This window comes from Lichenibacterium ramalinae, assembly GCF_004137085.1.
Lineage (GTDB): Bacteria > Pseudomonadota > Alphaproteobacteria > Rhizobiales > Beijerinckiaceae > Lichenihabitans > Lichenihabitans ramalinae.
Genome location: NZ_QYBC01000036.1, coordinates 1 through 24,134, shown reverse-complemented (window position 1 = coordinate 24,134; position 24,134 = coordinate 1). Strand labels below are relative to the sequence as shown.

At 67.8% G+C, this 24,134-nt stretch carries 24 protein-coding genes; 15 read left to right on the top strand and 9 right to left on the bottom strand.

Going from position 1 to position 24,134, the window contains the following annotated elements; genetic code table 11:
• Positions 1–78: 78 nt before the first annotated feature.
• The 8 genes from D3272_RS25770 to D3272_RS25735 all read right to left on the bottom strand — a co-directional run bounded on the left by D3272_RS25770 (position 79) and on the right by D3272_RS25735 (position 8,395).
• The gene (locus D3272_RS25770; RefSeq protein WP_165361535.1) at positions 79–744 is read right to left on the bottom strand and encodes a pyroglutamyl-peptidase I; all 666 of its coding nucleotides are present in this window, start codon (positions 742–744) and stop codon (positions 79–81) included.
• Positions 745–752: 8 nt separating this feature from the next.
• Positions 753–1,754, bottom strand: a complete 1,002-nt coding sequence (locus tag D3272_RS25765; RefSeq protein WP_129222102.1) for an ABC transporter ATP-binding protein — start codon at positions 1,752–1,754, stop codon at positions 753–755.
• Positions 1,747–2,736 (bottom strand): ABC transporter ATP-binding protein, encoded by a 990-nt coding sequence (locus D3272_RS25760; protein ID WP_129222101.1) that lies wholly within the window; start codon positions 2,734–2,736, stop codon positions 1,747–1,749. Before D3272_RS25760 ends, D3272_RS25765 begins: the two co-directional genes overlap by 8 nt.
• Positions 2,733–3,557, bottom strand: a complete 825-nt coding sequence (locus D3272_RS25755; protein ID WP_165361534.1) for an ABC transporter permease — start codon at positions 3,555–3,557, stop codon at positions 2,733–2,735. The genes D3272_RS25760 and D3272_RS25755 overlap by 4 nt, the downstream gene beginning before the upstream one ends.
• 74 nt (positions 3,558–3,631) lie before the next feature.
• The gene (locus tag D3272_RS25750; protein ID WP_129222099.1) at positions 3,632–4,582 is read right to left on the bottom strand and encodes an ABC transporter permease; all 951 of its coding nucleotides are present in this window, start codon (positions 4,580–4,582) and stop codon (positions 3,632–3,634) included.
• A 14-nt stretch (positions 4,583–4,596) separates the two neighbouring features.
• Positions 4,597–6,171: an ABC transporter substrate-binding protein gene (locus D3272_RS25745; RefSeq protein ID WP_129222098.1), complete on the bottom strand. Its 1,575-nt coding sequence runs from the start codon at positions 6,169–6,171 to the stop codon at positions 4,597–4,599.
• A 417-nt stretch (positions 6,172–6,588) separates the two neighbouring features.
• Positions 6,589–7,290, bottom strand: a complete 702-nt coding sequence (locus D3272_RS25740) for a cyclase family protein (protein WP_129222097.1) — start codon at positions 7,288–7,290, stop codon at positions 6,589–6,591.
• Between the two features lie 37 nt (positions 7,291–7,327).
• Positions 7,328–8,395, bottom strand: a complete 1,068-nt coding sequence (locus D3272_RS25735) for a GntR family transcriptional regulator (RefSeq protein WP_129222096.1) — start codon at positions 8,393–8,395, stop codon at positions 7,328–7,330.
• 183 nt (positions 8,396–8,578) lie between these two features.
• Here D3272_RS25735 and D3272_RS25730 point away from each other — a divergent pair, with 183 nt between their 5' ends.
• The 11 genes from D3272_RS25730 to D3272_RS25680 all read left to right on the top strand — a co-directional run bounded on the left by D3272_RS25730 (position 8,579) and on the right by D3272_RS25680 (position 18,899).
• Positions 8,579–9,706 (top strand): ABC transporter ATP-binding protein, encoded by a 1,128-nt coding sequence (locus D3272_RS25730; protein WP_245496794.1) that lies wholly within the window; start codon positions 8,579–8,581, stop codon positions 9,704–9,706.
• The gene (locus tag D3272_RS25725) at positions 9,703–10,608 is read left to right on the top strand and encodes an ABC transporter permease (protein WP_129222095.1); all 906 of its coding nucleotides are present in this window, start codon (positions 9,703–9,705) and stop codon (positions 10,606–10,608) included. The genes D3272_RS25730 and D3272_RS25725 overlap by 4 nt, the downstream gene beginning before the upstream one ends.
• Before the next feature lie 4 nt (positions 10,609–10,612).
• Positions 10,613–11,458, top strand: coding sequence for an ABC transporter permease (locus D3272_RS25720; protein WP_129222094.1), 846 nt, complete (start codon positions 10,613–10,615; stop codon positions 11,456–11,458).
• Positions 11,458–12,201: an SDR family NAD(P)-dependent oxidoreductase gene (locus D3272_RS25715; protein WP_129222093.1), complete on the top strand. Its 744-nt coding sequence runs from the start codon at positions 11,458–11,460 to the stop codon at positions 12,199–12,201. The genes D3272_RS25720 and D3272_RS25715 overlap by 1 nt, the downstream gene beginning before the upstream one ends.
• 8 nt (positions 12,202–12,209) lie before the next feature.
• The gene (locus D3272_RS25710) at positions 12,210–12,959 is read left to right on the top strand and encodes an SDR family NAD(P)-dependent oxidoreductase (protein WP_129222092.1); all 750 of its coding nucleotides are present in this window, start codon (positions 12,210–12,212) and stop codon (positions 12,957–12,959) included.
• Between the two features lie 43 nt (positions 12,960–13,002).
• Positions 13,003–14,235 (top strand): ABC transporter substrate-binding protein, encoded by a 1,233-nt coding sequence (locus D3272_RS25705; protein WP_129222091.1) that lies wholly within the window; start codon positions 13,003–13,005, stop codon positions 14,233–14,235.
• A gap of 73 nt (positions 14,236–14,308) precedes the next feature.
• On the top strand, positions 14,309–15,421 hold the full coding sequence (locus tag D3272_RS25700; RefSeq protein WP_129222090.1) for an ABC transporter ATP-binding protein: 1,113 nt from the start codon (positions 14,309–14,311) through the stop codon (positions 15,419–15,421).
• A 59-nt stretch (positions 15,422–15,480) separates the two neighbouring features.
• Positions 15,481–16,362, top strand: a complete 882-nt coding sequence (locus D3272_RS25695; RefSeq protein ID WP_129222089.1) for a polysaccharide deacetylase family protein — start codon at positions 15,481–15,483, stop codon at positions 16,360–16,362.
• Between the two features lie 7 nt (positions 16,363–16,369).
• On the top strand, positions 16,370–16,696 hold the full coding sequence (locus D3272_RS25690; protein ID WP_129222088.1) for a hypothetical protein: 327 nt from the start codon (positions 16,370–16,372) through the stop codon (positions 16,694–16,696).
• Positions 16,693–17,709: a CobW family GTP-binding protein gene (locus D3272_RS25685; protein WP_129222087.1), complete on the top strand. Its 1,017-nt coding sequence runs from the start codon at positions 16,693–16,695 to the stop codon at positions 17,707–17,709. Before D3272_RS25690 ends, D3272_RS25685 begins: the two co-directional genes overlap by 4 nt.
• Positions 17,706–18,899: an ABC transporter substrate-binding protein gene (locus D3272_RS25680; protein ID WP_129222086.1), complete on the top strand. Its 1,194-nt coding sequence runs from the start codon at positions 17,706–17,708 to the stop codon at positions 18,897–18,899. Before D3272_RS25685 ends, D3272_RS25680 begins: the two co-directional genes overlap by 4 nt.
• Positions 18,900–19,009: 110 nt before the next feature.
• On the opposite strand, the gene pxpA is transcribed toward D3272_RS25680, so the two are convergent.
• The gene (pxpA, locus tag D3272_RS25675; protein WP_129222085.1) at positions 19,010–19,756 is read right to left on the bottom strand and encodes a 5-oxoprolinase subunit PxpA; all 747 of its coding nucleotides are present in this window, start codon (positions 19,754–19,756) and stop codon (positions 19,010–19,012) included.
• 113 nt (positions 19,757–19,869) lie between these two features.
• On the opposite strand from pxpA, the gene D3272_RS25670 reads away from it, so the two are divergent.
• Genes D3272_RS25670 through D3272_RS25655 form a run of 4 tightly spaced genes read left to right on the top strand, consistent with a single transcriptional unit; the run spans position 19,870 to position 23,374 of the window.
• Positions 19,870–20,112, top strand: a complete 243-nt coding sequence (locus tag D3272_RS25670) for an acetyl-CoA carboxylase (protein WP_129222084.1) — start codon at positions 19,870–19,872, stop codon at positions 20,110–20,112.
• Between the two features lie 4 nt (positions 20,113–20,116).
• On the top strand, positions 20,117–21,499 hold the full coding sequence (locus D3272_RS25665) for an acetyl-CoA carboxylase biotin carboxylase subunit (protein WP_129222083.1): 1,383 nt from the start codon (positions 20,117–20,119) through the stop codon (positions 21,497–21,499).
• Positions 21,496–22,371, top strand: a complete 876-nt coding sequence (locus D3272_RS25660; protein ID WP_129222082.1) for a 5-oxoprolinase subunit B family protein — start codon at positions 21,496–21,498, stop codon at positions 22,369–22,371. Before D3272_RS25665 ends, D3272_RS25660 begins: the two co-directional genes overlap by 4 nt.
• Positions 22,361–23,374, top strand: a complete 1,014-nt coding sequence (locus D3272_RS25655) for a 5-oxoprolinase subunit C family protein (RefSeq protein WP_129222081.1) — start codon at positions 22,361–22,363, stop codon at positions 23,372–23,374. Before D3272_RS25660 ends, D3272_RS25655 begins: the two co-directional genes overlap by 11 nt.
• Positions 23,375–24,134 lie beyond the last annotated feature (760 nt).

The window sequence follows — 24,134 nt, the reverse complement described above, 5'->3', positions numbered from 1 at the left end:
GCCACACACGAGCCTCGGCGCAAAACCACCCGTCAGCCGCCTCGCACTCGACAAGGACAACCTATTGAGGCTCCACATCTAGTAGTTGAACCCGGGCCTACGGTGGTCATGTTCGACCGCGATGGAGGTGGCGATCGCGTGCTTGACGGCCGCCGTCATGAGCTCGATGCTCATCGACGGCATGTCGACGAAGGGATAGTTCTGTTTCGCAACGTAGGATGGATGTGCGGGAACGTGGATGAAACCCGCCCGCGTGTTCAATGCCTTGTCGGTGATCAGGTGCAGCACCGTGTACATCATCTGATTACACAGATACGTCGAGGGCGAGTTCGAGACCTTGGCGGGGATACCGGCGGCCCGAAGCTCGTCGGCAATGGTCTTCACCGGCAGGGTCGACAGGTGGCCTGCCGGGCCACCCTCGAAGACCGGATGACCGCCATGCTGTGTCCCGACGTTGTCGGCGATCGGGAAGTCCATGACATTGGCGGCGAGGCGCTCGACCGCGACCACGGAGAGGCCGGGCGCCACTCCGAGGCTGATCCAGATGTCCGGCCTGATCTCGTCGAGCTTGGCGCTGGTCAGGGCGGCGAGTCTGTTCGAATCGACCGGCATTCGAACGGTGGTGAGGTCGCCCTCGATGTCGTTGGCGGCGCGCAGTTGCTCCAGCACGTCGAGCGTCGGGTTCTCGGTTCCGTGGGCGAAGGGCTCGAAGCCGGTCACGACGATCTTGGGTGGATTGGGCATGGCGATCCTCAGCAAGCCTCGGGTTCGTTGAGATGACAGGCGGCTTGATGGCCTGGCGCGACGTCGATCAGCGCAGGCCGCCGCTTGTCGCAGGGGTCGAACTGCTTCGGACATCGTGGCGCGAAAGGACAGGCGTCCGGCTTGACGGCGCCGACGGCGTCGCCCTCTATCTGTCCGAGGTCGGACACGCGCATGCGGCGTGGATCGGCGATCGGGATCGCGCGCAACAGCGCGGCCGTATAAGGATGGCGCGGCGCGCGACACACGGTTTCGGCAGGCCCGATCTCGACGATCTGGCCGAGGTACATCACGGCGATCCGATCGCAGATGCGTTTGATGACTCCGAGATCGTGCGAGATGAAGATATAGGAGAGCCCGAACTGCCGCTGCAGGTCGAGGATCAGTCGCAGGATCTGGGCGCGGATCGAGACGTCGAGCGCCGAGACAGCCTCGTCGAAGACGATGATCTCCGGCTGCAGCATCAGGGCGCGCGCGATGGCGATCCGCTGACACTGGCCGCCTGAAAACTCGTGCGGGTAACGATCCTCGTGTTCAGGCCGCAGTCCAACGAGGCCCAGGAGGCGACGGGCCTCCGTCCGTCGCAGGGCGGCGCTGCCGAGCCCCTGCAGCCGCATCGGTTCGGCGATATTGGCCCCGATGGTCATGCGGGGGTTGAGGGACGACAAAGCATCCTGGAACACGACCTGGATGCGCCGCCGCAGCTCCCGTCGGTGTCGTTCCGGTGCATGGGTGAAGTCGATCCCGGCGATGCGGACCTGCCCGGCGTCCGGTTCAAGCAGAGACAGGATCAGGCGCGACAGGGTCGACTTACCGCATCCGCTCTCGCCGACGAGCCCCAGCGTTTCGCCGCGGCGGAGCGTCAGGTCGACATCGGCGACCGCCCTGATGCCGGAAGTACGGCCACGCCGACCTCCGAAGCTCTTCGAGAGTCCGACGACCTCGAGCAGGGTGTCGGGTGGGGGCGTCGTGGCGATCGACGTTTCAGCCATGCATCCGATCCTCTTCGACGAGGATGCAGGCGGCTTCGTGCTCGGCCGAAATCCTCCGCAGCGGCTGGTCCTGGCTGCGACACACATCCTGGACGACCGGACAGCGCGGCGCGAAGCGGCATCCGACCGGCGGGTTCCACAGATCCGGGGCGCTGCCGCCGATGGGCTCCAAGGGCACGCTCCTGTCGTCCTCGATCCCGGCCACGCAGGCCAGGAGAGCCTTGGTGTAGGGGTGGCGCGGGTCGTGAAACAAGGTGTCGACATCGGCGCGCTCGACGATGCGGCCCGCGTACATGACCAGGACTTCGTCCGCCATGCTGGCCACGACGCCGAGGTCGTGCGTGATGAGAAGCAGCGACGCCCCCATGGCACCCTGCAGATCATGCAAGAGGCGCAGGATCTTGGCCTGCACGGTCACGTCCAGGGCCGTCGTGGGTTCGTCCGCGATGATGACGCTGGGCGAACAGCTGATCGCCGCCGCGATCAGCACTCGCTGCCGCATGCCGCCGCTGAAGTGGTGCGGATAGTCACCGATGCGCCGCGCCGCATCGGTCACGCCGACGCGGGTCAGAAGATCGATCGCGGTGCGGTCGGCGTCGGCGCGGGACATCGGCCGATGGGCCTGCAACGTTTCGACGATCTGCTGCCCGATCGTCAGGGCGGGGTTCAGCGAGGTCAGCGGGTCCTGAAAGATCATCCCGATCGCGGCGCCGCGCACCTGTTCCATCTCGCTTTCGCTCAGGCCGAGCAAATCGCGCCCATTGAGCGTCACCGATCCGCCGATGATGCGGCCCGGCTTGTCGATCAGTCGCATCAGCGAAAGCGCGGTCGCCGATTTGCCGCATCCGGATTCGCCCACCAGTGCGGTGGTGCGTCCGGGAAGCAGCGTGAAGGTGACCCCGTCGACGACCGTGGCGCCGACGCGGTCGCTGCCGAACCGGGTGCGCAGGTCCGTGACCACGAGGCTGGCCGGCGCGCTCATCGCCGGATCGTCCGGGGATCGAGCGCGTCGCGGATCCCATCGCCGAGGAAGTTGAAGGCCAGAGACACGAGGAGGATCGCGCAGCCGGGCAGGATCGTGACATGCGGCGCGCGGCGCAGGACGACCCGGCCCTCCGCCACCATCGCGCCCCAGTCGGCGGTCGGCGGCTGCACGCCGAGGCCGATGAAGCTGAGGCCGGAGCCGACCACGATCATCAACCCCATCAGCGTCGTGGCATAGACGACGACGGGCGAGAAGACGTTGGGCAGCACGTAGCGGAGCATGATGGTCAGTCGAGTCCCGCCGGCGGCGCGCGCCGCCTCGATGAACGGCATCGGGACTATCCCTTCGGTCGCGGTGCGGGCCAGGCGAGCGAAATAGGGGATCAGGACGACCGTGATGGCGATGACCTCGGTCAGGACGCCGGGCCGCATGGAGCCCGCGATGGCGATGGCGAGCAGCACCATCGGAAAGGCGAACACCACGTCGAGGCAGCGCATGATGATCTGATCGACGAGGCCGCGCCAATAGCCCGCCATGAGGCCAAGCCCGAGGCCGATCATGCCGGCGATCACGGTCGGCACGACACCGATCAACAGCGAGACGCGCCCGCCGAAGAGAAGACGGGCCAGCATGTCCCTCCCCTGCTGATCCGTCCCGAGCAGGTGCCCTGCCGTGCCCATCGGCGCGTAACGGGCGAGGTTGTCGGCATCGTCCGGGCCGACCCCGGCCAAGGTCGGGGCCAGGACGACGGCCAGGACGACGGCGGCGAGCAGGGTCGCCGACACCACGGCACCACGGTCCCGCGCGAAGGATTTCATTCGCCAGAACCGCGCGCGGGATGAGCCTCGATCGGCCCGCGCAGCGTCGATCGAGGTCGAAGTGTCGAGGGTGCTCATGCTTCGCGCAATCGGGGATCCAGCGCCGCGTTGATCAGATCGACGGCGATGTTGGCCAGCACGAAGGCCAGCGCGATCAACAATGTCGTGGCCTGGATGACGGGAAGGTCGCGCGCCGTGATGCTGTCGTAGAGCAGCGCGCCGAGACCGGGCCAGGCGAAGACGACTTCGGTCAACAGCGCTCCCCCGAGCAGGTAGCCGAGCTGGAGGCCCGTGATGGTCACGATCGGAGGGAGAGCGTTCAGGATGACGTGGCGGCGGATCAGCGTGGCGCGACTCAGCCCTTTGGCGCGGGCCACCCGGACGTGCGACCGGCCCAAGGCTTCGATGACGCTGGACCTCACGATACGCGCCATGATGGCGGCTGGACCGAGCGCCGTCGTCACGGACGGAAGAACGAGGTGATGCAACACGTCGAGCCAACCGCCGTTGCCCGCCATGTCCTGCATGCCGGACACCGGGAGCCAGCGCAACTGAATGGCGAAGAGCAGGACCAGGATGAGGCCGAGCCAGAACGGCGGCGCGCTGCCGGCCAGCAAGGCCAGCGACATGCTCAGGCGATCGAACAGCGAATGCGACCGCAATCCCGCGAAAAGGCCGATCGCATATCCGATCGCCACAGCGAGCACGAGACTGCCGAAGGTGAGGATCAGGGTGTTCAAGAACCGCGGGACCACCAGGGTGGCGACGGGAAGCTGTGTCGCGATGGAGGTACCGAAGTTCCCGGACAACGTGCGGGCAAGCCAGACGACGTATTGCGACACCAGCGGCTGATCGAGCCCCAGCGTATGCCGCAGCTCGATCTTGGCCGCTTCCGATGCCTGGGGTCCGAGCAGGACCGTGGCGGCATCGCCGGGTGCCAGTTGGATCAGCATGAAGATCACGATCGACACGCCGAAGATCACCGGGATGACCCCGGCGAGCCGCCGCGCCAGGAAGGCACCCATCCGGTCCTCGCCCGCTATTCGACCGAGACGGTCGACAGATCGAACCAGTCTTCCGGCGGGTTGACGAACCCTTTCACCTTGGAGGACAGCAGGATCGGCTCGAGATCGTCGTCGATCGGCACGAAGGCGGCATCGTCGGTGATGATGCGGTTGACCTTCTGGTAGATGTCCTTGGCGGCCGCCGGATCGCGCGTCACGATGGCTTGATCGAGCAGCTTGTCGACCTCTGGATTGCAGTAATATCCTGAATTGATGCCGCCGGGCGGCGCCGAGTCGCAACGGCTGACGACGCCGATCCAGGCCGGCGTCGACATGCCCCAGCCGATCTCGTTCATGGCGACGTCGGGCGACATGCCGCCGGCCCATTTGCCGAGGTAGGTGACCCACTCGTATTTCCGCAGCTCGACGTCGATGCCGACCTTCTTGAGATCCCGTTGGATCCAGGTCTCAACGAGCTCGCCGGTGCCGTATTGCGGCAGTTCGAACACGAGCTTGAGGTCTTTCACGCCGGCCTCGGCCAACAGTTTCTTGGCACCCTCCGGGTCGTAAGCCGATCCTTTGAACTGGGGATCGTAAGCGTCGGTGCCCGGCGACAGCATGCCGCCTTCCGGCCGCCCCGTGCCATGCATGATCTCCTTCGTGATGCCGGCCCGATCGATCGCCATGTTGATGGCCTTTCGAACACGCACATCCTGCAAGGCCGGATTTTTGAAGTTCAGGTGCATGTAATTGATGTAGGGCGCGTTGTTGTTCGTCGACAAGACGAACCCTTCTCCCGTCAACCGTTCGATCTCGTCCCACGGTGGGGTGGTGATCATTTGAACTTCGTCGTTCTCGAGCGCGTTGACGCGCGTCGCCGGGTCCTGCAGGGGACGGAAGATGACGCGATCGAGCTTGGCCTTTGCGCCCCAATAAGCGTCGTTGCGCTCGATCACGGTCTTGACGCCTTGATCGCGCTGGACGAAGCGAAAGGGGCCGGTCCCGACCGGATGCAAGGCGACGCCTTCGTTGCCGAACTGTTTGACCGACGCCGGGCTGACCATCAGCGGCTGGCCATAGCTCTGCAAACCCTGGCGAAGCCATTGATAGTTCGGAGCCGTCAGAGTGATCTTGACGGTCATCGGGTCGATGACATCGACGCTTCTGATCCATTTGGTGTAGGCGATCACGAAGGCCTTGGCCTTCTTGTAAAAATCCGGAGAGCTTTCGTTCCAGAAGCGGTCGAAATTGAACTTCACGGCTGCCGCGTCAAAGGGCGTTCCATCATGGAACTTTACGCCCTGGCGCAGGTGGAACGTATAGACAAGGCCGTCATCCGATATGTCCCAGGACGTCGCAAGGCCGGGGACGATCGGCGGCGTCGCGGCATTGGGCTTCGTCAGATCCTCTTTCACCAACCCTTCGAAGATCTGGTAGGTGATCTGATACGTCCCCCAGCCGCCCGTCGCATGTGGATCGAGCGTGTCGGTCTCGGCGGGCATGCCCCAGATGAGGGTTCCGGCCGCGACGGCAGGCTGTGCACCAAGAAAAGGCGTGGCGAGCGCCGTCGTCGTGATCGCAAGCGACAGAGCAATTCGACGTAGATCCAAAGCGCTCTCCACAACTTCCTGGGACTATGCAGCCCATACTCTTCCGAAGCTGTAGCAAAAGGTATGCCGCACGCTGCGCGAGGTTCCAGCGGATGTGAGGCACGGATCGCCGTGCGCCCGGCGTCGCAACGCGCGGCATGCTCGATCGATCGGCCCTGATCGGTCATGAACTCGGGCGTTCGCGCAGACATGCACCGCGTGGGTGATCGTGGAGCAACGCCGTCCCGCATGGATGTGGCAGACGGCTGACAAGGCATCCAAGCCTATCGCATGGTTGGAGACGACGACACCTGGCGACCTACAGGCGACACGTCGTCCGGCCGATCAGGTGGTTGCTTGTGGAGCGGAGTCTGGCGCAAACCTTATCGACGCGTCTGCACATTGACCGAAACAGGGCTGCAGGCCCCGATGGCAGTCTCACGATGCCAGGAGCGCGAAGGCACGCACGGGTGATCCGGAGCCGCCCCTGAACTTCAGCGGCACGCCGAAGAACTGGACCTCGCCGGCACCCAGGAGCCGATCGAGGTTCACGAGCCACTCCCAATGGCTGATGCCGAGGTCGCGGCAGAGCCGATGCTGGGCGAACAGGTCCTCGGTCGGGCGATCCGTCGACGGCCCCTCGACCCCGTGCATCCTGGAGCCCCGCGCGTGCAGCCAGCGCGTCGCCTCGACGGTGAGAAGCGGGTTCTTCCAGACCGAGTCGACCGACGGATAGTGCCGGGCGTGGAATCCCGTGCAGAGAAGGACGATGTGGCCGTCGACCGTGACGCCGCTCGCGGCTTCGGCCCGGTCCATGTCGTCGGCGGTGATCTCGCCGAGGTCCGGGACGTGCCGCAGGTCGAAGCAGACGGCCTTGCCGAAGAACAGGTCGAGCGGCATCTCGTCGATCGACGCGCCGTTTGGCCCAACGTGGCGGAAGGCGTCGACATGGGTGCCGACATGGTCGAGCATCGCGATGAAATTCGTCTGGAACGTCATCGCGTCGCCCGGCACGCCGAGGCCGAGCGCCTTTGAGCTTTCGTGGCTGAGATGCGTCGTGATGACGGGACGCTGGAAAAGCTTGTGGGCCGGCATGTTGTCTTCGAGCGCGACGCTGAGATCGATCACACGGGTGGGCATGTTGGTCTCCTCTTCGGGGTCTGGTGCCGCTCGCCGGTCAGACCGGAGTGAGATAGGGAGCGAGGCTCGCCGGAAGGTCGATGATGGCGACGATCTTGAGTTGGGCGATGCTCCGCCCGCAGGCGGCCGCCAGATGGTCCCGCCACCAGGCGGCCGCGGCCTCGACCGAGCCGTTGAGCAGGAGATCGATGGCGATCCGCAGTCCCGACAGGGCGGCCTCGTCGTGGGGAAGGCCGAGCGCGTCGAGCGCCGCGCTGGCGGCGCTGAGCGGCGCGAGGTTCTGCCGGATCCCCTCGGCCAAGATCTGGTTCGGCGTGCCGAGGATGCAGAACGCGACGAAATCCTCGAAGAGCGACACGGTCCCGGATAGCGAGCGACCGTCCTCCTCCGACTTCGCGGCGCGGTCGCGCAGGGCCAGCAGGCGCGCCCGGTCGAGCCCGGGGCCGGCCGCCGTCAGGGCGACGGGCTCGAGGATCATGCGCAGGGCATAGCGGTCCTTGATGGTCTGGGCCGTCAGGGGGCCGGCAACCCAGCGGGAACTCTGCGTCTTGCGCAAAAGTCCGCGCTCCTGCAATCGTCCGAGAACGTCGCGGATCACGGTACGGCTCACGCCGTAATGCGCCGCCAGTTCCGCTTCGACGATGCGGAACTCACCAAAGATCAGGCAGGTCGAGACGGCGGCCTCGACTTCGGTGGCGATCCCCTCCCAGGCCCCTCGCTGCTGCAGCGCTTCGTCGGCCTCCTCCGCCACGAGGAGGCCGAGGTCGCGCAGGTCTGCACGGATCGGCTTCAGCCCGCCGCCGCGAGGCCCGACCAGCATGCCGCCCGTCTCGGAGCGATGCACGAGGCCGTCCTTCTCCAGGCTTTGCAGCGCTCGCTGCACGGGAGCGCGGCTTGTCTGCAGGAGCGTCGCGAGCGTCGCCTCCTTGAGGAGCAGGCCCGCGGGGAAGTGGCCGCGCGCGATGTTGCTCCGAAGGATCCGGCCGACCAGCTCGTGCCGCTTCTCGAGGCGCGGATCGGCGCGCTCCCCCGTCCGCGAGTCGGGATGTCGCAGGCTCGCCGGATTTCCGACCGCCGGAGCAGTGAGATGTCTTTTGTGTACCATCGGCAGGGAGCCTAGGGCCGCACCGCTCACCTTCGCAAGTGCAATGGCGGAAACAGACGCCCCGGCACTGCTCAAATCCTATGCCGGTCGCGCCTACAAACTGCTCTTGCGCACAAAAGGCATTGCTCCTAGCCTCCGGTCGTCGGCTGGACGACGTCGATCGCCACCCGAGGAGACGAGGCTTTGCGATCTGCGCCCATCCTCTCAGATTCGAGCACCGGGATCCCCATCCTGAGCCTCGAGGCCGTGAGCAAGCGCTACGGCAGCCGCATCGCGCTCGACGGCATCACGCTCGATGTGGCCGACGACAGCTACGTGTCCCTGCTCGGCGCCAGCGGTTCGGGCAAGACCGTGCTGCTGCGCGCCATCGCGGGGTTCGAGCCGCTCGACGGCGGCACGATCGCGCTTCGCGGCGAACCGCTGAGCGACAGGCCGGCGCACCGGCGCAACATCGGCTTCGTCTTCCAGAACTTCGCGCTGTTTCCGCATCTCACCGTTCAGCAGAACATCGCCTTCGGCCTGGAGAACCGCGCCGCCGACCGGCCCTCGGCCCGCCTCGTCGCCGAGCGGGTCCGCGCCATGGTGGATCTCGTCGGCCTGTCGGGGCTGGAGTCCCGCGCCGTCACCGCCATTTCGGGCGGCCAGCGCCAGCGCGTCGCCCTGGCCCGCACGCTGGTGGCGGAGCCGACCCTCGTGCTCCTCGACGAGCCGCTCGGGGCGCTCGACGCCAACCTGCGCGCCCGCATGTGCGGCGAGCTTCGGCGCATCCGGGAACGGCTCGGGGTGACGTTCCTGCACGTCACCGGCAGCGAGACCGAGGCGCTCGCCATGGGCGACGAGGTCGTGGTGCTCGACGCTGGCCGCATCGCCCAGATCGGCGCGCCCGACACCGTCTACGGCAGGCCCGCGGATGCCGCCGTGGCCAAGTTCCTGAACTGCTACAACATGTTCGCAGGCCGACCCGGCCCCGCGAGCTTTGAGACCGAAGGCGCGCGCCTGCCCGTTCGCGGCATGCCGGAGCCGCGGAGCGGCGCCGTCTACGCGATCCGGCACGACCTGATCGCGGTTCGCCCCATCGACGCCGCGGTGGAGGAGGCCGAGGCCCGGCTGACCGGGGACTTCCTGGCCAGCGAATATTCCGGCCCCGCCGTTACGTCGTTCTTCCGTCTGCCGAGCGGCACCGTCGTGACGGTCGAGGACCATCTCAGCCATCGCGAACCGCAGCTCTTCGAGCCCGGCCGGGCCTACGGCCTCGTCTGGCGGGCCGCCGATGCGCTGGTGCTTCCGGCCCGGGAGGCAAGCCGCGCATGACGGTCCTGACGAGCGGGTCGGCCCTGGCTTCGGCGGCGTCCGCAGCGCCGAAACCCCGACGGTCGCTCGCCGCCTACTGGCTGATCGCCCCCGGCGTCGCCTGGATGGTGCTGTTCCTGCTCCTGCCCATCCTGATGATGGTCTACGTCTCCTTCTGGACGCAGACGACGTTCAAGGTCGAGCCGATCCTCACCGCCAAGAGCTGGGTCGCCTTCTTCTCGAGCGACACCTACGTGGGCGCGCTGTGGACGACGATCCGCATCTGGCTGGTGGTGCTGACCGCCACCTTGGTGGTGGGCTACCCGGCGGCGCTCTTCGTCGGGTTGATGGTCCGCAACAAGACGACCGCCACGGCGCTGCTCGTCCTGTGCGTCATCCCGTTCTGGACCTCCTTCCTCATCCGGGTCCTGGCCTGGCGCCCCATGCTCGGCGGACAGGGCGCCGTGAACATCATCCTGGAGAAGCTGCATATCATCTCGCAGCCGATCGAGGCGCTCCTGTTCACGGAACTGTCGGTCGTGATCGGGATGACGCAGATCTACTGCGTCTTCATGGTCGGCCCGATCGCCTTCATGCTGGGCCGCATCGACCCCTTCGTCATCGAGGCCGCGCAGGATCTCGGTGCGGGCTTCTGGCGCATCTTTCGGACCATCATCTTCCCCATGAGCCTGCCCGGCGTCGTGGTGGGGGCGATCTTCGTCTCCGTCATGGTGCTCGGCGAATTCGCCACGGCGGCGGCCCTGTCGGGCCACAAGGTCAATCTCATCGGCAACATCATCGTGACCCAGGTGGGGTCGCTGAAATGGGCCTTCGCGGCGGTCGCCGGAGTCGTCCTGACGGCGGTCATCGCAGTGATCGTGGCGGTGCTGCTTCGCCTCGTCGATCTCCGTCAGGAGCTCTGAGCCGATGCACGCACCAGCCCTGAAACCCGTCCTGGCGATCTACACGGGACTGTTCCTGCTCTTCCTCTACGGCCCCATGCTGGTTCTGGCGATCCTGTCGTTCCAGACGGGTCCCGAAGGCGGACCGCAGTTCCCCATCGTCGAATGGTCGACCTATTGGTACCGAGACCTCGCCGGCCTCAACCCGCCCTCGCGCATCGCCCCGCTGCCGATCGAGTCGGGCCTCTTTCGCTCCCTGACGCTGGCCTTCATGACGACCCTCGTGTCGACGACCCTCGGCGTCATGTCGGCCCAGGCGTTTCGGAAGAAGTTCGCCGGATCCGGCATCGTCTTCTACCTGATCGTCCTCGGCATGATGGTCCCGGGCGTGCTGGTGGGCCTCGGCACGGCCCTGTTGTCGAACACGTTCGGCGTCGACCGGCACTGGTGGAGCACCGCTTTCGTCCTCCACGTCGTCTATACCTTTCCATTCGCCTTCCTGGTCATGCTGGCCATCTTCAACCGTTTCGATTCCAGCATCGAAGAGGCCGCCTGGTCGCTCGGCGTCACGCCCATCCGCACCTTCCGCAAGATCACCTTCCCGCTGATCTTCCCGGGCGTGCTCTCCGCCATGCTGTTCTGCTTCACCCTGTCTTATGACGAGTTCTCCCGGACGCTGTTCACCTCGGGCCGCGACCTGACGCTGCCGCTGGCGATCTACGGAACCTTCTCGGTCGAGATCCACCCCAACATCTTCGCCTTCGGCGTGCTGACGACGCTGTTCTCGCTCTGCCTCCTCGTCGTCTACGCGGTGCTGATGACCGCTTCGGTCCGACGGGCCCGGCAGACCGCCCTGCAAGAGGAGGCTTGATGATGCCGACGGATCAGCGGGTCGCGGTCGTCACCGGCGCGGGATCGGGCATCGGCCTCGCCGTCGCCCGACGGCTGGGCCGGAACGGCTATGCGGTGGTGGTGAACGACCTCGTCCCGGAGAGCGCCGAGGCAGCGGCCCGGAGCGTCACGGAGGCGGGCGGCAGCGCCGTCGCGGTGGCGGGCGATGTCTCGGGCGAAGCCGATGTGGCCAGGATCGCCGCTGCCGCCGAGGCCCTCGGCACCCCGGCACTGCTCGTCAACAATGCCGGCTACGGCCAGCAGGCCCGCTTCGTCGATCTCACGCCGGCCGACTTCGATCGCATGTTCGCCGTCCACGTCCGCGGCGCCTTCCTCTGCACGCGGGCGCTCCTGCCCGGCATGATCGAGCGCCGCTCCGGCTGCATCATCATGATGGCGTCGCAACTCGGCCAGATCGGCGGGATCGAGCTCGTCCACTACAGCGCCGCCAAGGCGGCCCTGATCGGCATGACCAAGTCCCTCGCCCGCGAAGTCGGTCCGCAGGGCGTGCGCGTCAACGCGGTGGCGCCCGGTCCCATCAACACGCCGCTGGTGCGGGCGCTGTCGGAGGACTGGCGGCGCGCCAAGGCGGCCGAACTGCCGCTCGGCCGCTTCGGCGAGCCCGAGGACGTGGCGGCGACAGTCGCCTTCCTGGCCTCCGACGAGGCCGGGATCTACCTCGGCCAGACGCTCGGGCCGAATTCAGGGGACGTGATGCTGTGAGGGATGCCATGCAGACGGTTCTCATCACCGGTGGCGGCATCGGCATCGGCCGCGCCTCCGCCCTGGCTTTCGGCAAGGCCGGCTACCGGGTCATCGTCACCGACGTCCTCGACGAGGGTCGGGCCGTGGCCGACGGCATCGCGGCGGCGGGCGGCGAGGCCGAGTTCCATCGGCTCGACGTGACGTCGACCTCGGCCGCGGATGCGCTCGTCGCCGACATCGCGGCGCGCCACGGCAGGATCGACTGCATTCTCGCCAATGCCGGGATCGCCCACCGCGTGCCGATCGACGAGATGACGGACGAGACGTGGGATCACACCTTCGACGTCGATCTCAAGGGCATGCTGCGGATCATCCGCCCCGCCGTCCCGGTCATGCGACGCGCCGGGAAGGGGGCCATCGTGTGCCTCTCCTCCATCATGGGCGTGGCCTATGGCTGGGACGAGCACGTGCACTATTCGTCGGCCAAGGCGGGCGTCGTCGGCCTCGTGCGCGGCCTCGCGGTCGAACTCGCGCGCTCGGGCATCCGCGTCAACGGCATCGCGCCCGGCTACATTCGCACCGCCCAGCTCCTGTCGGAACAGCATTCCCTGGGCGCCGCCGGCGCCGAAGCCGCGGGCGCCTTCATCCCCATGGGCCGGATCGGCGAGGCGGACGAGATCGCCGACGTCGCCCTGTTCCTGGCCTCGCATGCAGCCCGCTACATGACCGGCCAAGTGGTGACGGTCGATGGCGGTCTTCTGGTCGGTCGGTATTGAACGCCGCCTGCCCTCTCGGTTTTGGTCTGATGGGAGCATCTCGATGGTCGCGAATTCGGGTCTGGATCGTCGCACCCTGATGAAGGGTGCGGCCGGGTCGGCGGCGCTGGCGCTGGGCGGTGGCCTGCCGCTCTTGGCTCCCGGCAGGGCACTGGCGGCGGGCAGCGCCGCCGCCGAGCAACTGCGCACGATCGGTCTCTCGGTCACGGTGCAGGATCGCCTGCTCGCCAACTTCAAACAGGCCTCCGGCGTCGGCTCGGCCCAGGGGACCGCCGCCACCTTCCCCGACGCCCAGACCAAGATCCTGTCGGGCTCGAAGGACTACGATTGCTGGGAGGTGATCGCCGAACGCCTGCCGGCCGTCATCCAGACCAACAACGTCGACAAAGTCCCGGTCTCGGAGATCAAGAACTGGGCCAATATCCGCGACACCTTCACCAAGCCCGACCCCAAATGGGCGCCTCAGGCGCAGATCACCGGTCAGATCTGGGCCGACGCCGATCACAAGGACCTGTGGATGGTCCCGGTCGTCTACAATTACGACTCGATCGGCTACAATCCCGACAAGGTCAGCGCCGAGGAGGCCAACACCTGGACGGCGCTGTTCGACCCGAAGTTCAAAGGCAAGTCGGGCCTGAACACCGACCCGCTGATCGCCTTCGGACAGGCCATCCTGGCGATGACGTCGATGAAGATGCTCGACGCGAAGAACCCCGGCAATCCCACCAAGGAGGAGATCACCGAAGGCGCAAAGTTCCTGGTGTCCAAGAAGAAGGACGGCCAGTTCCGCGCGCTCTGGGGCGATTTCGGCGAGCTCGTCAACCTGCTGGCCTCGGGCGAGATGGTGGTCTGCGACGCCTGGCAGCCGGCCGTGATGGCGGTGAAGGCGCAGGGCAAGGCCTGCAAATACGCCGTCCCCAAGGAGGGCTACCGCGCCTGGGCCATCGGCCCCGCCATGATCGCCGGCACGCCCAACAAGGAGGCGGTGCTGGCCTATGCCGACTTCTGGCTCTCCGGCCCGCCCGGCATCACGGTGTCGGAGCAGGGCTATTATTCGCCATCGACCAACATCCAGAAGGTCATGGATCCTGACAAATACGCCTTCTGGTACGAGGGCAAGCCTTGGAAGGGAGCGGCGGAGCGCGGCATCAATCCGGGCGACCTGCGCGACGGCGGATCGCTGGCCGAACGCGCCGCCCATGTGGCCTACTGGCATCAGTGGCCCGATGAATACGACTACCTCATCCAGAAGTGGGACGAGTTCCTGAACGCCTGAGCGCGCTGTCGCCGGAGAGGCCGCAGGTGCCTCCGGCGATGCGAACCCGAATGTTCGAGAAGAGGCTGCCGCCGTGAAGACCTACGACCTCGAACTGATCGGCGTCGGCAAGACCTACGAGACCGGTGCGCCCGCCGTGTCGGATTTCAACCTCAACGTCGAGAAGGGCGAGTTCATCGCCTTTCTCGGCCCGTCCGGCTGCGGCAAGACCACGACACTGCGCATGATCGCCGGGTTCGAGAGCATCACGACGGGCGACATCTTCATCGGCGGTCGCCGCATCAACGACATGCCGCCCGAACGGCGGCCGACCTCCACCATCTTCCAGAACTACGCGCTGTTCCCCCACATGTCGGTGCGGCGCAACGTCGGTTACGGGCTCGACGTCAAGGGCGTCCCCAAGGCCGAACGCGACCGCAAGGTCGACCGCATGCTGGCGACGCTCGGCCTCGACGATATCGCCGACGCCAGGCCCACGCGCCTGTCGGGCGGCCAGCGCCAGCGCATCGCCCTGGCACGCGGCCTCGTGGTCGAGCCCGAGATCCTGTTGCTCGACGAACCGCTCGGCGCGCTCGACGCCAACCTGCGCCGCGCCATCCAGGCCGAGTTGAAGCTGCTTCAGGTCAATCTCGGCATCACCTTCATCTTCGTGACCCACGCGCAATCCGAAGCGCTGACGATGTCGGACCGCATCGTCGTCATGAACAACGGCCGCATCGAACAGGTGTCGACGCCGCGCGATCTCTACACGCGGCCCAGGACCCCCTTCGTGGCGAACTTCATCGGCCGCAATACGATCCTGCCCGGCACTCTCGCGGCGGTCGACGGCACGCTCGGTCGCGTGACGACGACTTTCGGCACCTTCACGGGCGCGATCGACTCCGCCGCCATGGGGACGGGCCGCGAAGCCGCCGTGGTGGTGCCGGCCGAAGCCTTCACGATGGAACCGTCGCGGGGACCAGCGGCCGGAGCAGGCGTGCCGGGTGGCAACGCCCTCGACGCCCGCATCGAGAGCCGCAGTGTCGTCGGGCCCATCGTGCGGTTCGATCTCGCCGTCGAGGGTGGCCAGTCGGTCATGCTGGAAGGCCACCGCGACCGCTATGGCGAGGATTTTGCCGCCGGCACCCCGGTGCGCGTCACCTGGGACGCATCGAAGGCCACCGTGATCCCGGCCGCGGCACACTGAAGCCGCGGCGAAGCCAACCCGGCCCGTTCGAGGCCGCTCGACATCAGGAAGGAATACCCATGGCGAAGGAAATCCTCTGTGGCTTCGGCGTCGACGTCGACGCCGTCGCGGGCTGGCTCGGCTCCTATGGCGGCGAAGACTCGCCCGACGACATCTCGCGCGGGCTCTTCGCCGGCGAGGTCGGCAGCCCGCGCCTCCTCAAGATGTTCGAGCGGCTCGGCATCAAGACGACGTGGTTCATCCCCGGCCACTCGATCGAGACCTTCCCGGAGCAGATGCAGGCCGTGGCCGATGCCGGCCACGAGATCGGCATCCATGGCTACAGCCACGAGAACCCGATCGCCATGACGCGCGAGCAGGAGACCGAAGTGCTCGACCGCTCGATCGAGCTGGTGCAGAAGCTGTCCGGCAAGCGGCCGACCGGCTATGTGGCGCCCTGGTGGGAGTTCTCCACCGTCACCAACGAACTGCTGCTCGAGCGCGGCATCAAATACGACCATTCGCTGATGCACCACGACCACCAGCCCTATTATGTCAGGGTCGGGGACAGCTGGACCACCATCGATTATTCCAAGACGCCCAAGGAGTGGATGAAGCCGCTGCAGCGGGGCCACGAGACGGGGCTCATCGAGATCCCGGCCAGTTGGTACCTCGACGATTTGCCGCCCATGATGTTCATCAAGAAGGCGCCGAACAGCCATGGCTTCGTCAATCCGCGCGACATCGAGGAAATGTGGCGCGACCAGTTCGATTGGGTGTACCGCGAATACGACTATGCGGTCTTCCCGATGACCATCCACCCGGACGTTTCGGGCCGCCCCCATGTTTTGATGATGCTGGAGCGGCTGTACAATCACATGGCGTCCCATCCCGGCGTCAAATTCGTCACCATGGACCAGATGGCCGACGACTTCGCCCGCCGTTCGCCGCGCAAGGCCTGACGACGCCATGTGCGCGCTCTGCGGTGTCCTGGGGGCGTCGGAGCACTGGGCCGACGCCCATGCGCGGCCCGGAGCCTTCACCCGCAACACGGGCCCGCTGGAGCGCCGCCGCGAGCGTGCCCGGCGCGTCACGGCCGCCAACCGCGTGCTCGGCGCCTTCGGGATGGTGCTGTCGGACTGGCAGGGCAGCGCTTTCCTGCTGGCGACGCGCACGGGCAAGACCGTGCTGGTGGGGGATCTCGGCCACCTCTGGGTGAGCGCCGAGGCGCTCGCCGGCCGCGCCCTCGATCCGCTCGACCCGGCCTTGCTCCAGCGGCTGGAGGCGGCGCCATGACGGGCGTGCCCGATTTCACCCCGGTGATCCTGCTGACGGGCTTCCTCGGTTCGGGCAAGACCACGCTCCTGTCCCGCCTCCTCGCCGACCCGACGCTCGGCGACACCGCCGTGCTGATCAACGAGTTCGGCGAGGTGGCGCTCGACCATCATCTCGTCGAGCGGATCGACGACACGATGGTGCTGCTGCGGTCCGGCTGCATCTGCTGTACGGTGCGCGGCGAACTCGCCGAAGCGATCCGGGATCTCCACTCCCGGCGCGCGCGAGGATCGGTGCCGCCCTTCCGCCGCCTGGTGATCGAGACCACGGGCCTCGCCGACCCGTTGCCCGCCATGACGACGCTCACGACCGATCCCGTGCTGCGCCACCATTTCCGCATGGGGGCCATCGTCGCCACGGCCGATGCCGTCAACGTGGCGCGCCAGCTCGCCACCCAGCCCGAGAGCCTGAAGCAGGTCGCGGTGGCGGACCTGTTAATCCTCACCAAGGCCGACCTCTGCGACGCCGCGACGGCGGCCGCGGCCGTGGCCGCCCTGCGCGCCGTCAACCCCGATACCCCGCTCCTCGTCGCCGGCACCGACCGGCTCGACGCGGCCGACATCTTCGATGCGCGGCCTCTGCCGGGCGCCTCGCGCCTCGGGTTGCGGTGCGATCCCGTCGCCGACCTCGCCGCCTCGCATGGCAGCGGCCTGTCATCCTTCTCGCTCGTGATCGACGAGGCCGTCGACTGGACGGCCTTCGGCGTGTGGCTGTCGGCTCTGCTGCATCGCCACGGCGACCGCGTGCTGAGGGTGAAGGGGCTGCTGAACGTGGCCGGCAGCGAGGCGCCGGTGGCCATCCATGGCGTCCAGCAACTCGTCCACGTCCCGGTCCATCTCGCCGCCTGGCCGGATGACGACCGCCGGTCGCGCCTGGTCTTCATCACCCGAGGCCTGGAGCCGGCGGCGATCTCGCGCTCGCTTCGCGCCTTCGGCGTGCTGGCGCGCGCCGGCACCGCGGAGGTGGCGGCGTGACGCGCCGCCCGACGGGCCAACGGCCGCGCCTGCGCGTGCTCGGCACCGAGATCACGCTGATCGACACGCTGCGCCAGCAGGCCGAGGCCGAACTCGACATCGAGGTCGTCTTCGAGAAGCGCGACTTCATCGATGCGCAACGCAAGGCCGCGACCGAGCCCGACAGTTTCGACATCTACGACCAGTGTTTCCACAGCCTCGACATCGTGTGGTTCTGGCGGGCCATCCAGCCCATCGCGCTCGACCGGATCACGCGGTGGGGCAGCGTCAGCCCGCTGACCAAGACCGGGCGGATCGGCCCCGCCGCCTCGGCGGGACGCGGCGACGCGCCCGCCCGCAAGCTCTATGTCCAACCCGATTCGGCACTCTCCTCACGGCCGTCGGATCGCATCAGCATGCTGCCGACCGTCCACAACCTCGACAGCTTCTCCTACCTCGCCGACGTCTTCCCCGACCGGCAGCCCGAACATGCGAGCTGGGGGTGGCTGTTCGATCCCGAAGCGCGGGGCAGCGTCGCCCTGGTCAACGAGCCTGCCATCGGCGTCTTCGATGCCGCCCTCGCCTTCGAGGCCCGGGGGGAACTGACCTTTGCCGATATCGGCAACATGAGCGTGGCGGAGATCGACGCCCTCATGGCCCGGCTCTCGGACCGGCGTCGCGAGGGCTGGTTCGCCGGCCTGTGGCGCACCTCGGCCGACGCGGCCCGCGGCATGGCGGAGCGCCGCGCCGGCGTCGGCAGCATGTGGTCGCCGGGCATCATGGCGCTTCTGGGCGCCGGGGTGACGATCCGCGAGGCCGTCCCGCGCGAGGGCTACCGGGCCTGGCACAGCGGCCTTTGCCTGTCGGCCCGTCTCGAGGGCGAGAGGCTCGACCTCGCCTACCGTTATCTGAACTGGTGGCTCGACGGCACGGCGGCCCCCGCCATGGCACGCCAGGGCCTCTACATGTCGGTCCCGGACCGGGCCCGCGCCCACATGCATCCCGACGAATGGAGCTACTGGTACGACGGGCTGCCGGCACCCCGCGATCTTCCCGGCCCGGATGGACGGACCGTCATCCCGGCCGGTGCCGCCCGGGTCGGCGGCTCCTATGGCGAACGCGCGAGCCGCATCTCGGTGTGGAACACCACGATGGACGAGTACAACTACCTCGCCCGCCATTGGGCCCGCTTCGCGAGTTCCTTCGCGTGATCCCCGCGCGGAAGCAGTTTCGGCTTTCCCGGGGTCGCCTTGGCGACTCCAAGCCGGTGAACATGCTCAGGATTTCAGGCTGGAGCGAGTTCGCCGGAGGCGAAAGCGCTCTAGGAGACCGATTCGGAGCCGCCGGCGAACCAGGGCGCCAGCGCGGCATGGACGGCCTCGGCCAGAACAGCGGCGTTCGGCGTGTCCGAATGCAGGCAGAAGCAGGTGGCCTTCACGGGCCTCTCACGCCCGTCCATCGTCGTCAGCACCCCGTCCCGGGCGACCCGCACGGCACGGCGAGCCGCTTCGACCGGGTCTTTCGCCGCATGTTCGCGGGTGATGATGAGGCCACCTTCGGCGGTGTAGTCGAGGTCGATGTAATATTCGGGAATGAAGGTGAGGCCGTGCGCGCCATAGACCTCCTCCTGCAGCGTCCCCGCCAAGCCCAGCACCGGCACGCCGAACCGCGTCGCCGCTCTGGCAATGCCCTCCGCCACGCCCCGATCGCGCAAGGCCGCACCGAACAGCGCGCCATGCGGCTTGATGTGGTTCAGCGGCAGCCCCTCGGCGTCGAGAAAGCCCTTGAGGGCGCCCACCTGATAGGTGACCATGTCGTCGACCTCGTCGCGGTCCATCACCATGGCGCGTCGGCCGAAACCCTGGACATCGGGAAAGCCGGGATGCGCACCGACCTTCGCGCCATGACGTTTCGCCAGTCGCACGGTGCGGCGCATCGCGCCGGGGTCGCCGGCATGGAAGCCGCAGGCCACATTGGCCAGATGCGCGAAGGGCATCAGGGCGGCATCGTCGCCGAAGCGATAAAGGCCGTAGGCCTCGCCCATGTCGCAGTTGATCGTGATGGGCATCGCCGCTCCTCCCCTACCGCCGTCCAGCCCGCATCGGGCTGGCAGCTCCCTTCGCCGAGGCAGCAAGTGCCGTGCCGACCCGGCCCCGCCTTCGATCCCTACCGGACCCGCCCATGACCGTCACCACCGTAGCATGCCCGCTTCCCGGAACCTTCTATCGCCGGCCCGCTCCCGGCCAGGCGCCGTTCAAGGAGATCGGCGACGCCGTGGCGGTCGGCGACACGATCGGGCTCATCGAAGTGATGAAGACGTTCATGCCGATCGAGGCCGAGACGGCGGGCACGCTGCAGGCCTTCCACGTCGACGACGAGGAGCCCGTGATGGCCGGGCAACCCCTCTACGACATCGACGTCTGACGCGATGGCCATCCGCAAGCTCCTCGTCGCCAACCGGGGCGAGATCGCGGTCCGCATCATCCGGGCCGCCCGCAAGCTCGGCATCGCGACCGTGCAGGTGCACAGCCGCGCCGATGCCGACATGCTGGCCGTCCGGCTCGCCGACGAGGCGGTGGATATCGGCCCGCCCTCGGCGGCGAAGTCCTATCTCAACGTCGCCGCCATCGTGGAGGCCGCCAAAGCGAGTGGCGCCGACGCGATCCATCCCGGCTACGGCTTCCTGTCCGAGAATGCGGACTTCGCCGAGGCGGTCGCGGCGGCGAATCTCGTCTTCGTGGGCCCGACGCCGGACACGATCCGCACCATGGGCGACAAGGCGGCGGCCCGCGCGGCGGCCCGGGCTGCGGGGGTGCCCGTCGTGCCGGGGAGCGACGGCATCGTCACTGTCGAAACCGCTCCGGCCATCGCCGCCGGGATCGGATTTCCCGTGATGGTCAAGGCGGCGGCGGGAGGCGGCGGGCGCGGCATCCGGATCGCACGCGACGCCGACGAACTCGCGGCGCTGCTGCCGCAGGCCTCGGCCGAGGCCCAGGCCGCCTTCGGTGACGGCAGCCTCTACCTCGAACGCTTCATCGGCCGCGCCCGACACGTCGAAGTCCAGGTCCTGGGCGACGGGCGCTCCGCCATCCATCTCGGCGAGCGGGAATGCTCGCTGCAGCGCCGCCGCCAGAAGGTCTGGGAGGAGGCTCCGGCGCCGGGCCTGCCCGATGAGGCCCGCGCGGCGCTCTGCAGTTCCGCGGTCCGGCTGGCCGAGGCCTGCCGCTACAGCGGCGCCGGCACGCTCGAATACCTCTACGACGACGCGACGGGCGAGTTCTTCTTCATCGAGATGAACACCCGCATCCAGGTGGAGCATCCCGTGACCGAGATGGTCACCGGCGTCGACCTCGTCGAGGAGATGATCCGCATCGCCGGGGGCGAGCCGCTCCGCCACCGCCAGGCCGACATCGTGACGCGCGGCCATGCCGTCGAGGTCCGCATCAACGCCGAGGATCCCACCCGCGACTTCCGCCCCGCGCCCGGCACCGTGACGGCGCTGGCCCTGCCGGGCGGCTTCGGGGTGCGCTTCGATACGATGCTCTACCCCGGCTACACGGTGCCGCCCTTCTACGACTCGCTGCTCGGCAAGCTCATCGTCTGGGATGGGACCCGCGAGGGTGCGCTGGCGCGTCTGCGGGCGGCACTCGGCGAACTCGGCGTCGACGGCATCGCGACGACGGCCGGGCTTCACGCCGCCCTGGTCCGCGACCCCGACGTCGCTGCCGGACGCTTTCACACCCGTTGGCTCGAAGACTGGCTGGAGCGCAGGCCGCTCGCGCCCGTCCCGCAGAAGGAGACCGCTCCATGACGGCACGCTATTCGTTCGGTGGGGACGAACACGTCTTCGTCGAGGTGAGCGAGGAGATGTCGCTCGGCGCTTTCTTCAAAAGCCTGTCGCTCTGCCGGGCCCTGAAGGAGAGCGCCATCCGTGGCGTCACCGAGATCTGTCCCGCCAATGCGTCGCTGCAGGTCAAGTTCAACCCCGACGTCATCGCGCCCGACGACCTCCTGGCCGAGATCGAGGCGCTCGAGGCCGCGACCGCAACCGTCGATCCGACGCTGCAGACCCGCATCGTCGAGATCCCGGTCCTCTACGACGATCCCTGGACCCGCGAGACGCTGATGCGCTTCCGCGAGCGCCACCAGTATCCGTCGGGCACCGACCTCGATTATGCCGCCCGCATCAACGGCTATTCCGATGCGGCGAGCTTCATCGCGGCGCATGCGGGCTCCCCCTGGTTCGTCTCCATGGTGGGTTTCGTGGCCGGCCTGCCCTTCATGTACCAGATGGTCGAGCGCGCCCGGCAGATCGAGGTTCCGAAGTATCTGCGCCCGCGCACCGACACGCCGAAGCTCACCGTCGGCCATGGTGGCTGCTTCGGCTGCATCTATTCGGTGCGCGGCGCCGGCGGTTACCAGATGTTCGGCATCACGCCCATGCCGATCTACGATCCCCGGCAGGAGATCGGATATCTGAAGGAGCTCATGACCTTCTTCCGTCCGGGCGACATCGTGAAGTTCAAGTCCGTGACCCGCGAGGGCTACGAGGAGGCGGTGCGCGACGTCGAGGCAGGCCGCTTCGAGCCGCTGATCCGCCCCGTCACCTTCGACCTCCGCTCCTTCGAGCGAGACCCGGTCGCCACCAACACCGACATCGAGGGGGTGCTCCATGGCCATTGAGGTTCTCAAAGCCGGCCTTGCCACGACGGTGCAGGATCTCGGGCGGCCGGGGCATTACGACGTCGGCATTCCGCTCTCGGGCGCGATGGATCGCTTCGCGCTGCGTGTCGCCAATATGCTGGTCGGCAACGACGAGGGCGCGGCGGCGCTCGAATGCGTTTTCATGGGGCCGTCGCTCCGCTTCAGCACCGACGCTCTGGTGGCGGTGACGGGCGCCGAACTGCCGCCGAAGCTCGACGGCGTACCGCGCCCGACTTGGACCAGCTTCGCGGTCGCGGCCGGACAGGTCCTGTCCTTCGATTACCTACGGCGGGGTGCCCGGGCTTATGTGGCGGTGGCGGGGGAGATCGATGTCCCTCTCGTCCTCGGCAGCCGCTCGACCTATGCGCTCGGCGCTCTCGGGGGGCTCGAGGGCCGCGCTCTCAAAGCCGGGGACGTCCTTCCCGTCGGATTGCCGGGCGGGGCTGCTTCCGTCGGGCAGAGCGTCGCCGACGACCTCCGGCGGGGAAGCCAGACCGCGACGGCTTTGCGCATGATGCCGGGCCTCTACCACCACCGGGTCACGCCGGACAGCCTCGACGGCTTCTTCGCCGACGCCTGGGCGGTGGCCCCTGAAGCCGACCGCATCGGCTACCGCTTCCGCGGCGGCCGGCCTCTCGCCTTCGTCGATCGCCGACCGCCCTTCGGAGCCGGATCCGACCCGAGCAACATCGTCGACAGCTGCTACCCTTACGGCTCGATCCAGGTCCCGGGTGGCACCGAGCCGATCGTGCTGCACCGCGATGCCGTGTCGGGCGGCGGCTATTTCATGCTCGGCACCGTCATCTCGGCCGACATGGACTTCATCGGCCAACTCCAACCCCATGCCAAGGTCCAGTTTACCCCGGTCACGATGGACGAGGCCTTGGCGGCCCGGCGCGAGCGTCAGGCCACGCTGGACCGGGTCAGAAAGGCGATGGGCGCGCCGATCGAGGGGAGCGACACGGCCCGACTTGCGCCATAGCGCAGCGGGACGCCAGTGACCGTCATGCACGCTGTTCGGGCACCCTGATGCCGCAAGAGCGGCCCCGGCATGAGGCGGGACTCGCGGCCGTCCTGTCTCGCGGCAACCGGCCCAGGCCACGCACGAGCCCCGGCACAAAGCCACCCGTCAACCGCCTCGCACGCTCCCGCAGAGCACGCCCGACGGCAATCGCAAGCGCGGCACCGGCCTTCTCAACGACGAAATCGATATCGGCTCCCTGGTCTCGAACCGCCTCGGCCGTGCGAGGGATGCGGACACGCGGAGTCGATGCTCGCGCTCCGACCCGGTGGAGGAATGGGTGATGGTGAAGGGCCCCGGCCGCACGTCGTCGACCAGACGCTCTGGGACAGGGCGAAGGCGGACCAGGCCGTCCTCGATGCCCTGGCGATACCTGCCGGGGGTGGCTCGACGTTCCGGTCCAAGCAGCGGCCGAGGCACCCTGGCTCCGGCTTGACCCGCTGCGGCGTTGGCGGGGAGCGGCATGACGGCGACGGCGCAGGCGCCGATCGATGAGGCGGCATGGTCCCCTCCCCTGCCGGGCGACTCGGGACCGCGCCGCCGCGGGCGCCCGAACTTGCGCGCCCCTCCTCCGCCCATGCCGTGTCCCGAACGCCTTCAGCCCCGCGCTGTTGGGCTCGGGGCTGATGGGTCGGTTCGGTGATGTGGTTGCGGGGGCAGGATTTGAACCTGCGGCCTTCAGGTTATGAGCCTGACGAGCTACCGGGCTGCTCCACCCCGC

Coding starts and splice junctions, on each gene's coding strand:
- D3272_RS25770 (WP_165361535.1), bottom strand. CDS start 744: ATGCCCAATCCACCCAAGATCGTCGTGACCGGCTTCGAGCCCTTCGCC.
- D3272_RS25765 (WP_129222102.1), bottom strand. CDS start 1,754: ATGGCTGAAACGTCGATCGCCACGACGCCCCCACCCGACACCCTGCTC.
- D3272_RS25760 (WP_129222101.1), bottom strand. CDS start 2,736: ATGAGCGCGCCGGCCAGCCTCGTGGTCACGGACCTGCGCACCCGGTTC.
- D3272_RS25755 (WP_165361534.1), bottom strand. CDS start 3,557: ATGAAATCCTTCGCGCGGGACCGTGGTGCCGTGGTGTCGGCGACCCTG.
- D3272_RS25750 (WP_129222099.1), bottom strand. CDS start 4,582: ATGGGTGCCTTCCTGGCGCGGCGGCTCGCCGGGGTCATCCCGGTGATC.
- D3272_RS25740 (WP_129222097.1), bottom strand. CDS start 7,290: ATGCCCACCCGTGTGATCGATCTCAGCGTCGCGCTCGAAGACAACATG.
- D3272_RS25735 (WP_129222096.1), bottom strand. CDS start 8,395: ATGGTACACAAAAGACATCTCACTGCTCCGGCGGTCGGAAATCCGGCG.
- D3272_RS25725 (WP_129222095.1), top strand. CDS start 9,703: ATGACGGTCCTGACGAGCGGGTCGGCCCTGGCTTCGGCGGCGTCCGCA.
- D3272_RS25720 (WP_129222094.1), top strand. CDS start 10,613: ATGCACGCACCAGCCCTGAAACCCGTCCTGGCGATCTACACGGGACTG.
- D3272_RS25715 (WP_129222093.1), top strand. CDS start 11,458: ATGATGCCGACGGATCAGCGGGTCGCGGTCGTCACCGGCGCGGGATCG.
- D3272_RS25710 (WP_129222092.1), top strand. CDS start 12,210: ATGCAGACGGTTCTCATCACCGGTGGCGGCATCGGCATCGGCCGCGCC.
- D3272_RS25705 (WP_129222091.1), top strand. CDS start 13,003: ATGGTCGCGAATTCGGGTCTGGATCGTCGCACCCTGATGAAGGGTGCG.
- D3272_RS25695 (WP_129222089.1), top strand. CDS start 15,481: ATGGCGAAGGAAATCCTCTGTGGCTTCGGCGTCGACGTCGACGCCGTC.
- D3272_RS25690 (WP_129222088.1), top strand. CDS start 16,370: ATGTGCGCGCTCTGCGGTGTCCTGGGGGCGTCGGAGCACTGGGCCGAC.
- D3272_RS25685 (WP_129222087.1), top strand. CDS start 16,693: ATGACGGGCGTGCCCGATTTCACCCCGGTGATCCTGCTGACGGGCTTC.
- pxpA (WP_129222085.1), bottom strand. CDS start 19,756: ATGCCCATCACGATCAACTGCGACATGGGCGAGGCCTACGGCCTTTAT.
- D3272_RS25670 (WP_129222084.1), top strand. CDS start 19,870: ATGACCGTCACCACCGTAGCATGCCCGCTTCCCGGAACCTTCTATCGC.
- D3272_RS25665 (WP_129222083.1), top strand. CDS start 20,117: ATGGCCATCCGCAAGCTCCTCGTCGCCAACCGGGGCGAGATCGCGGTC.
- D3272_RS25660 (WP_129222082.1), top strand. CDS start 21,496: ATGACGGCACGCTATTCGTTCGGTGGGGACGAACACGTCTTCGTCGAG.
- D3272_RS25655 (WP_129222081.1), top strand. CDS start 22,361: ATGGCCATTGAGGTTCTCAAAGCCGGCCTTGCCACGACGGTGCAGGAT.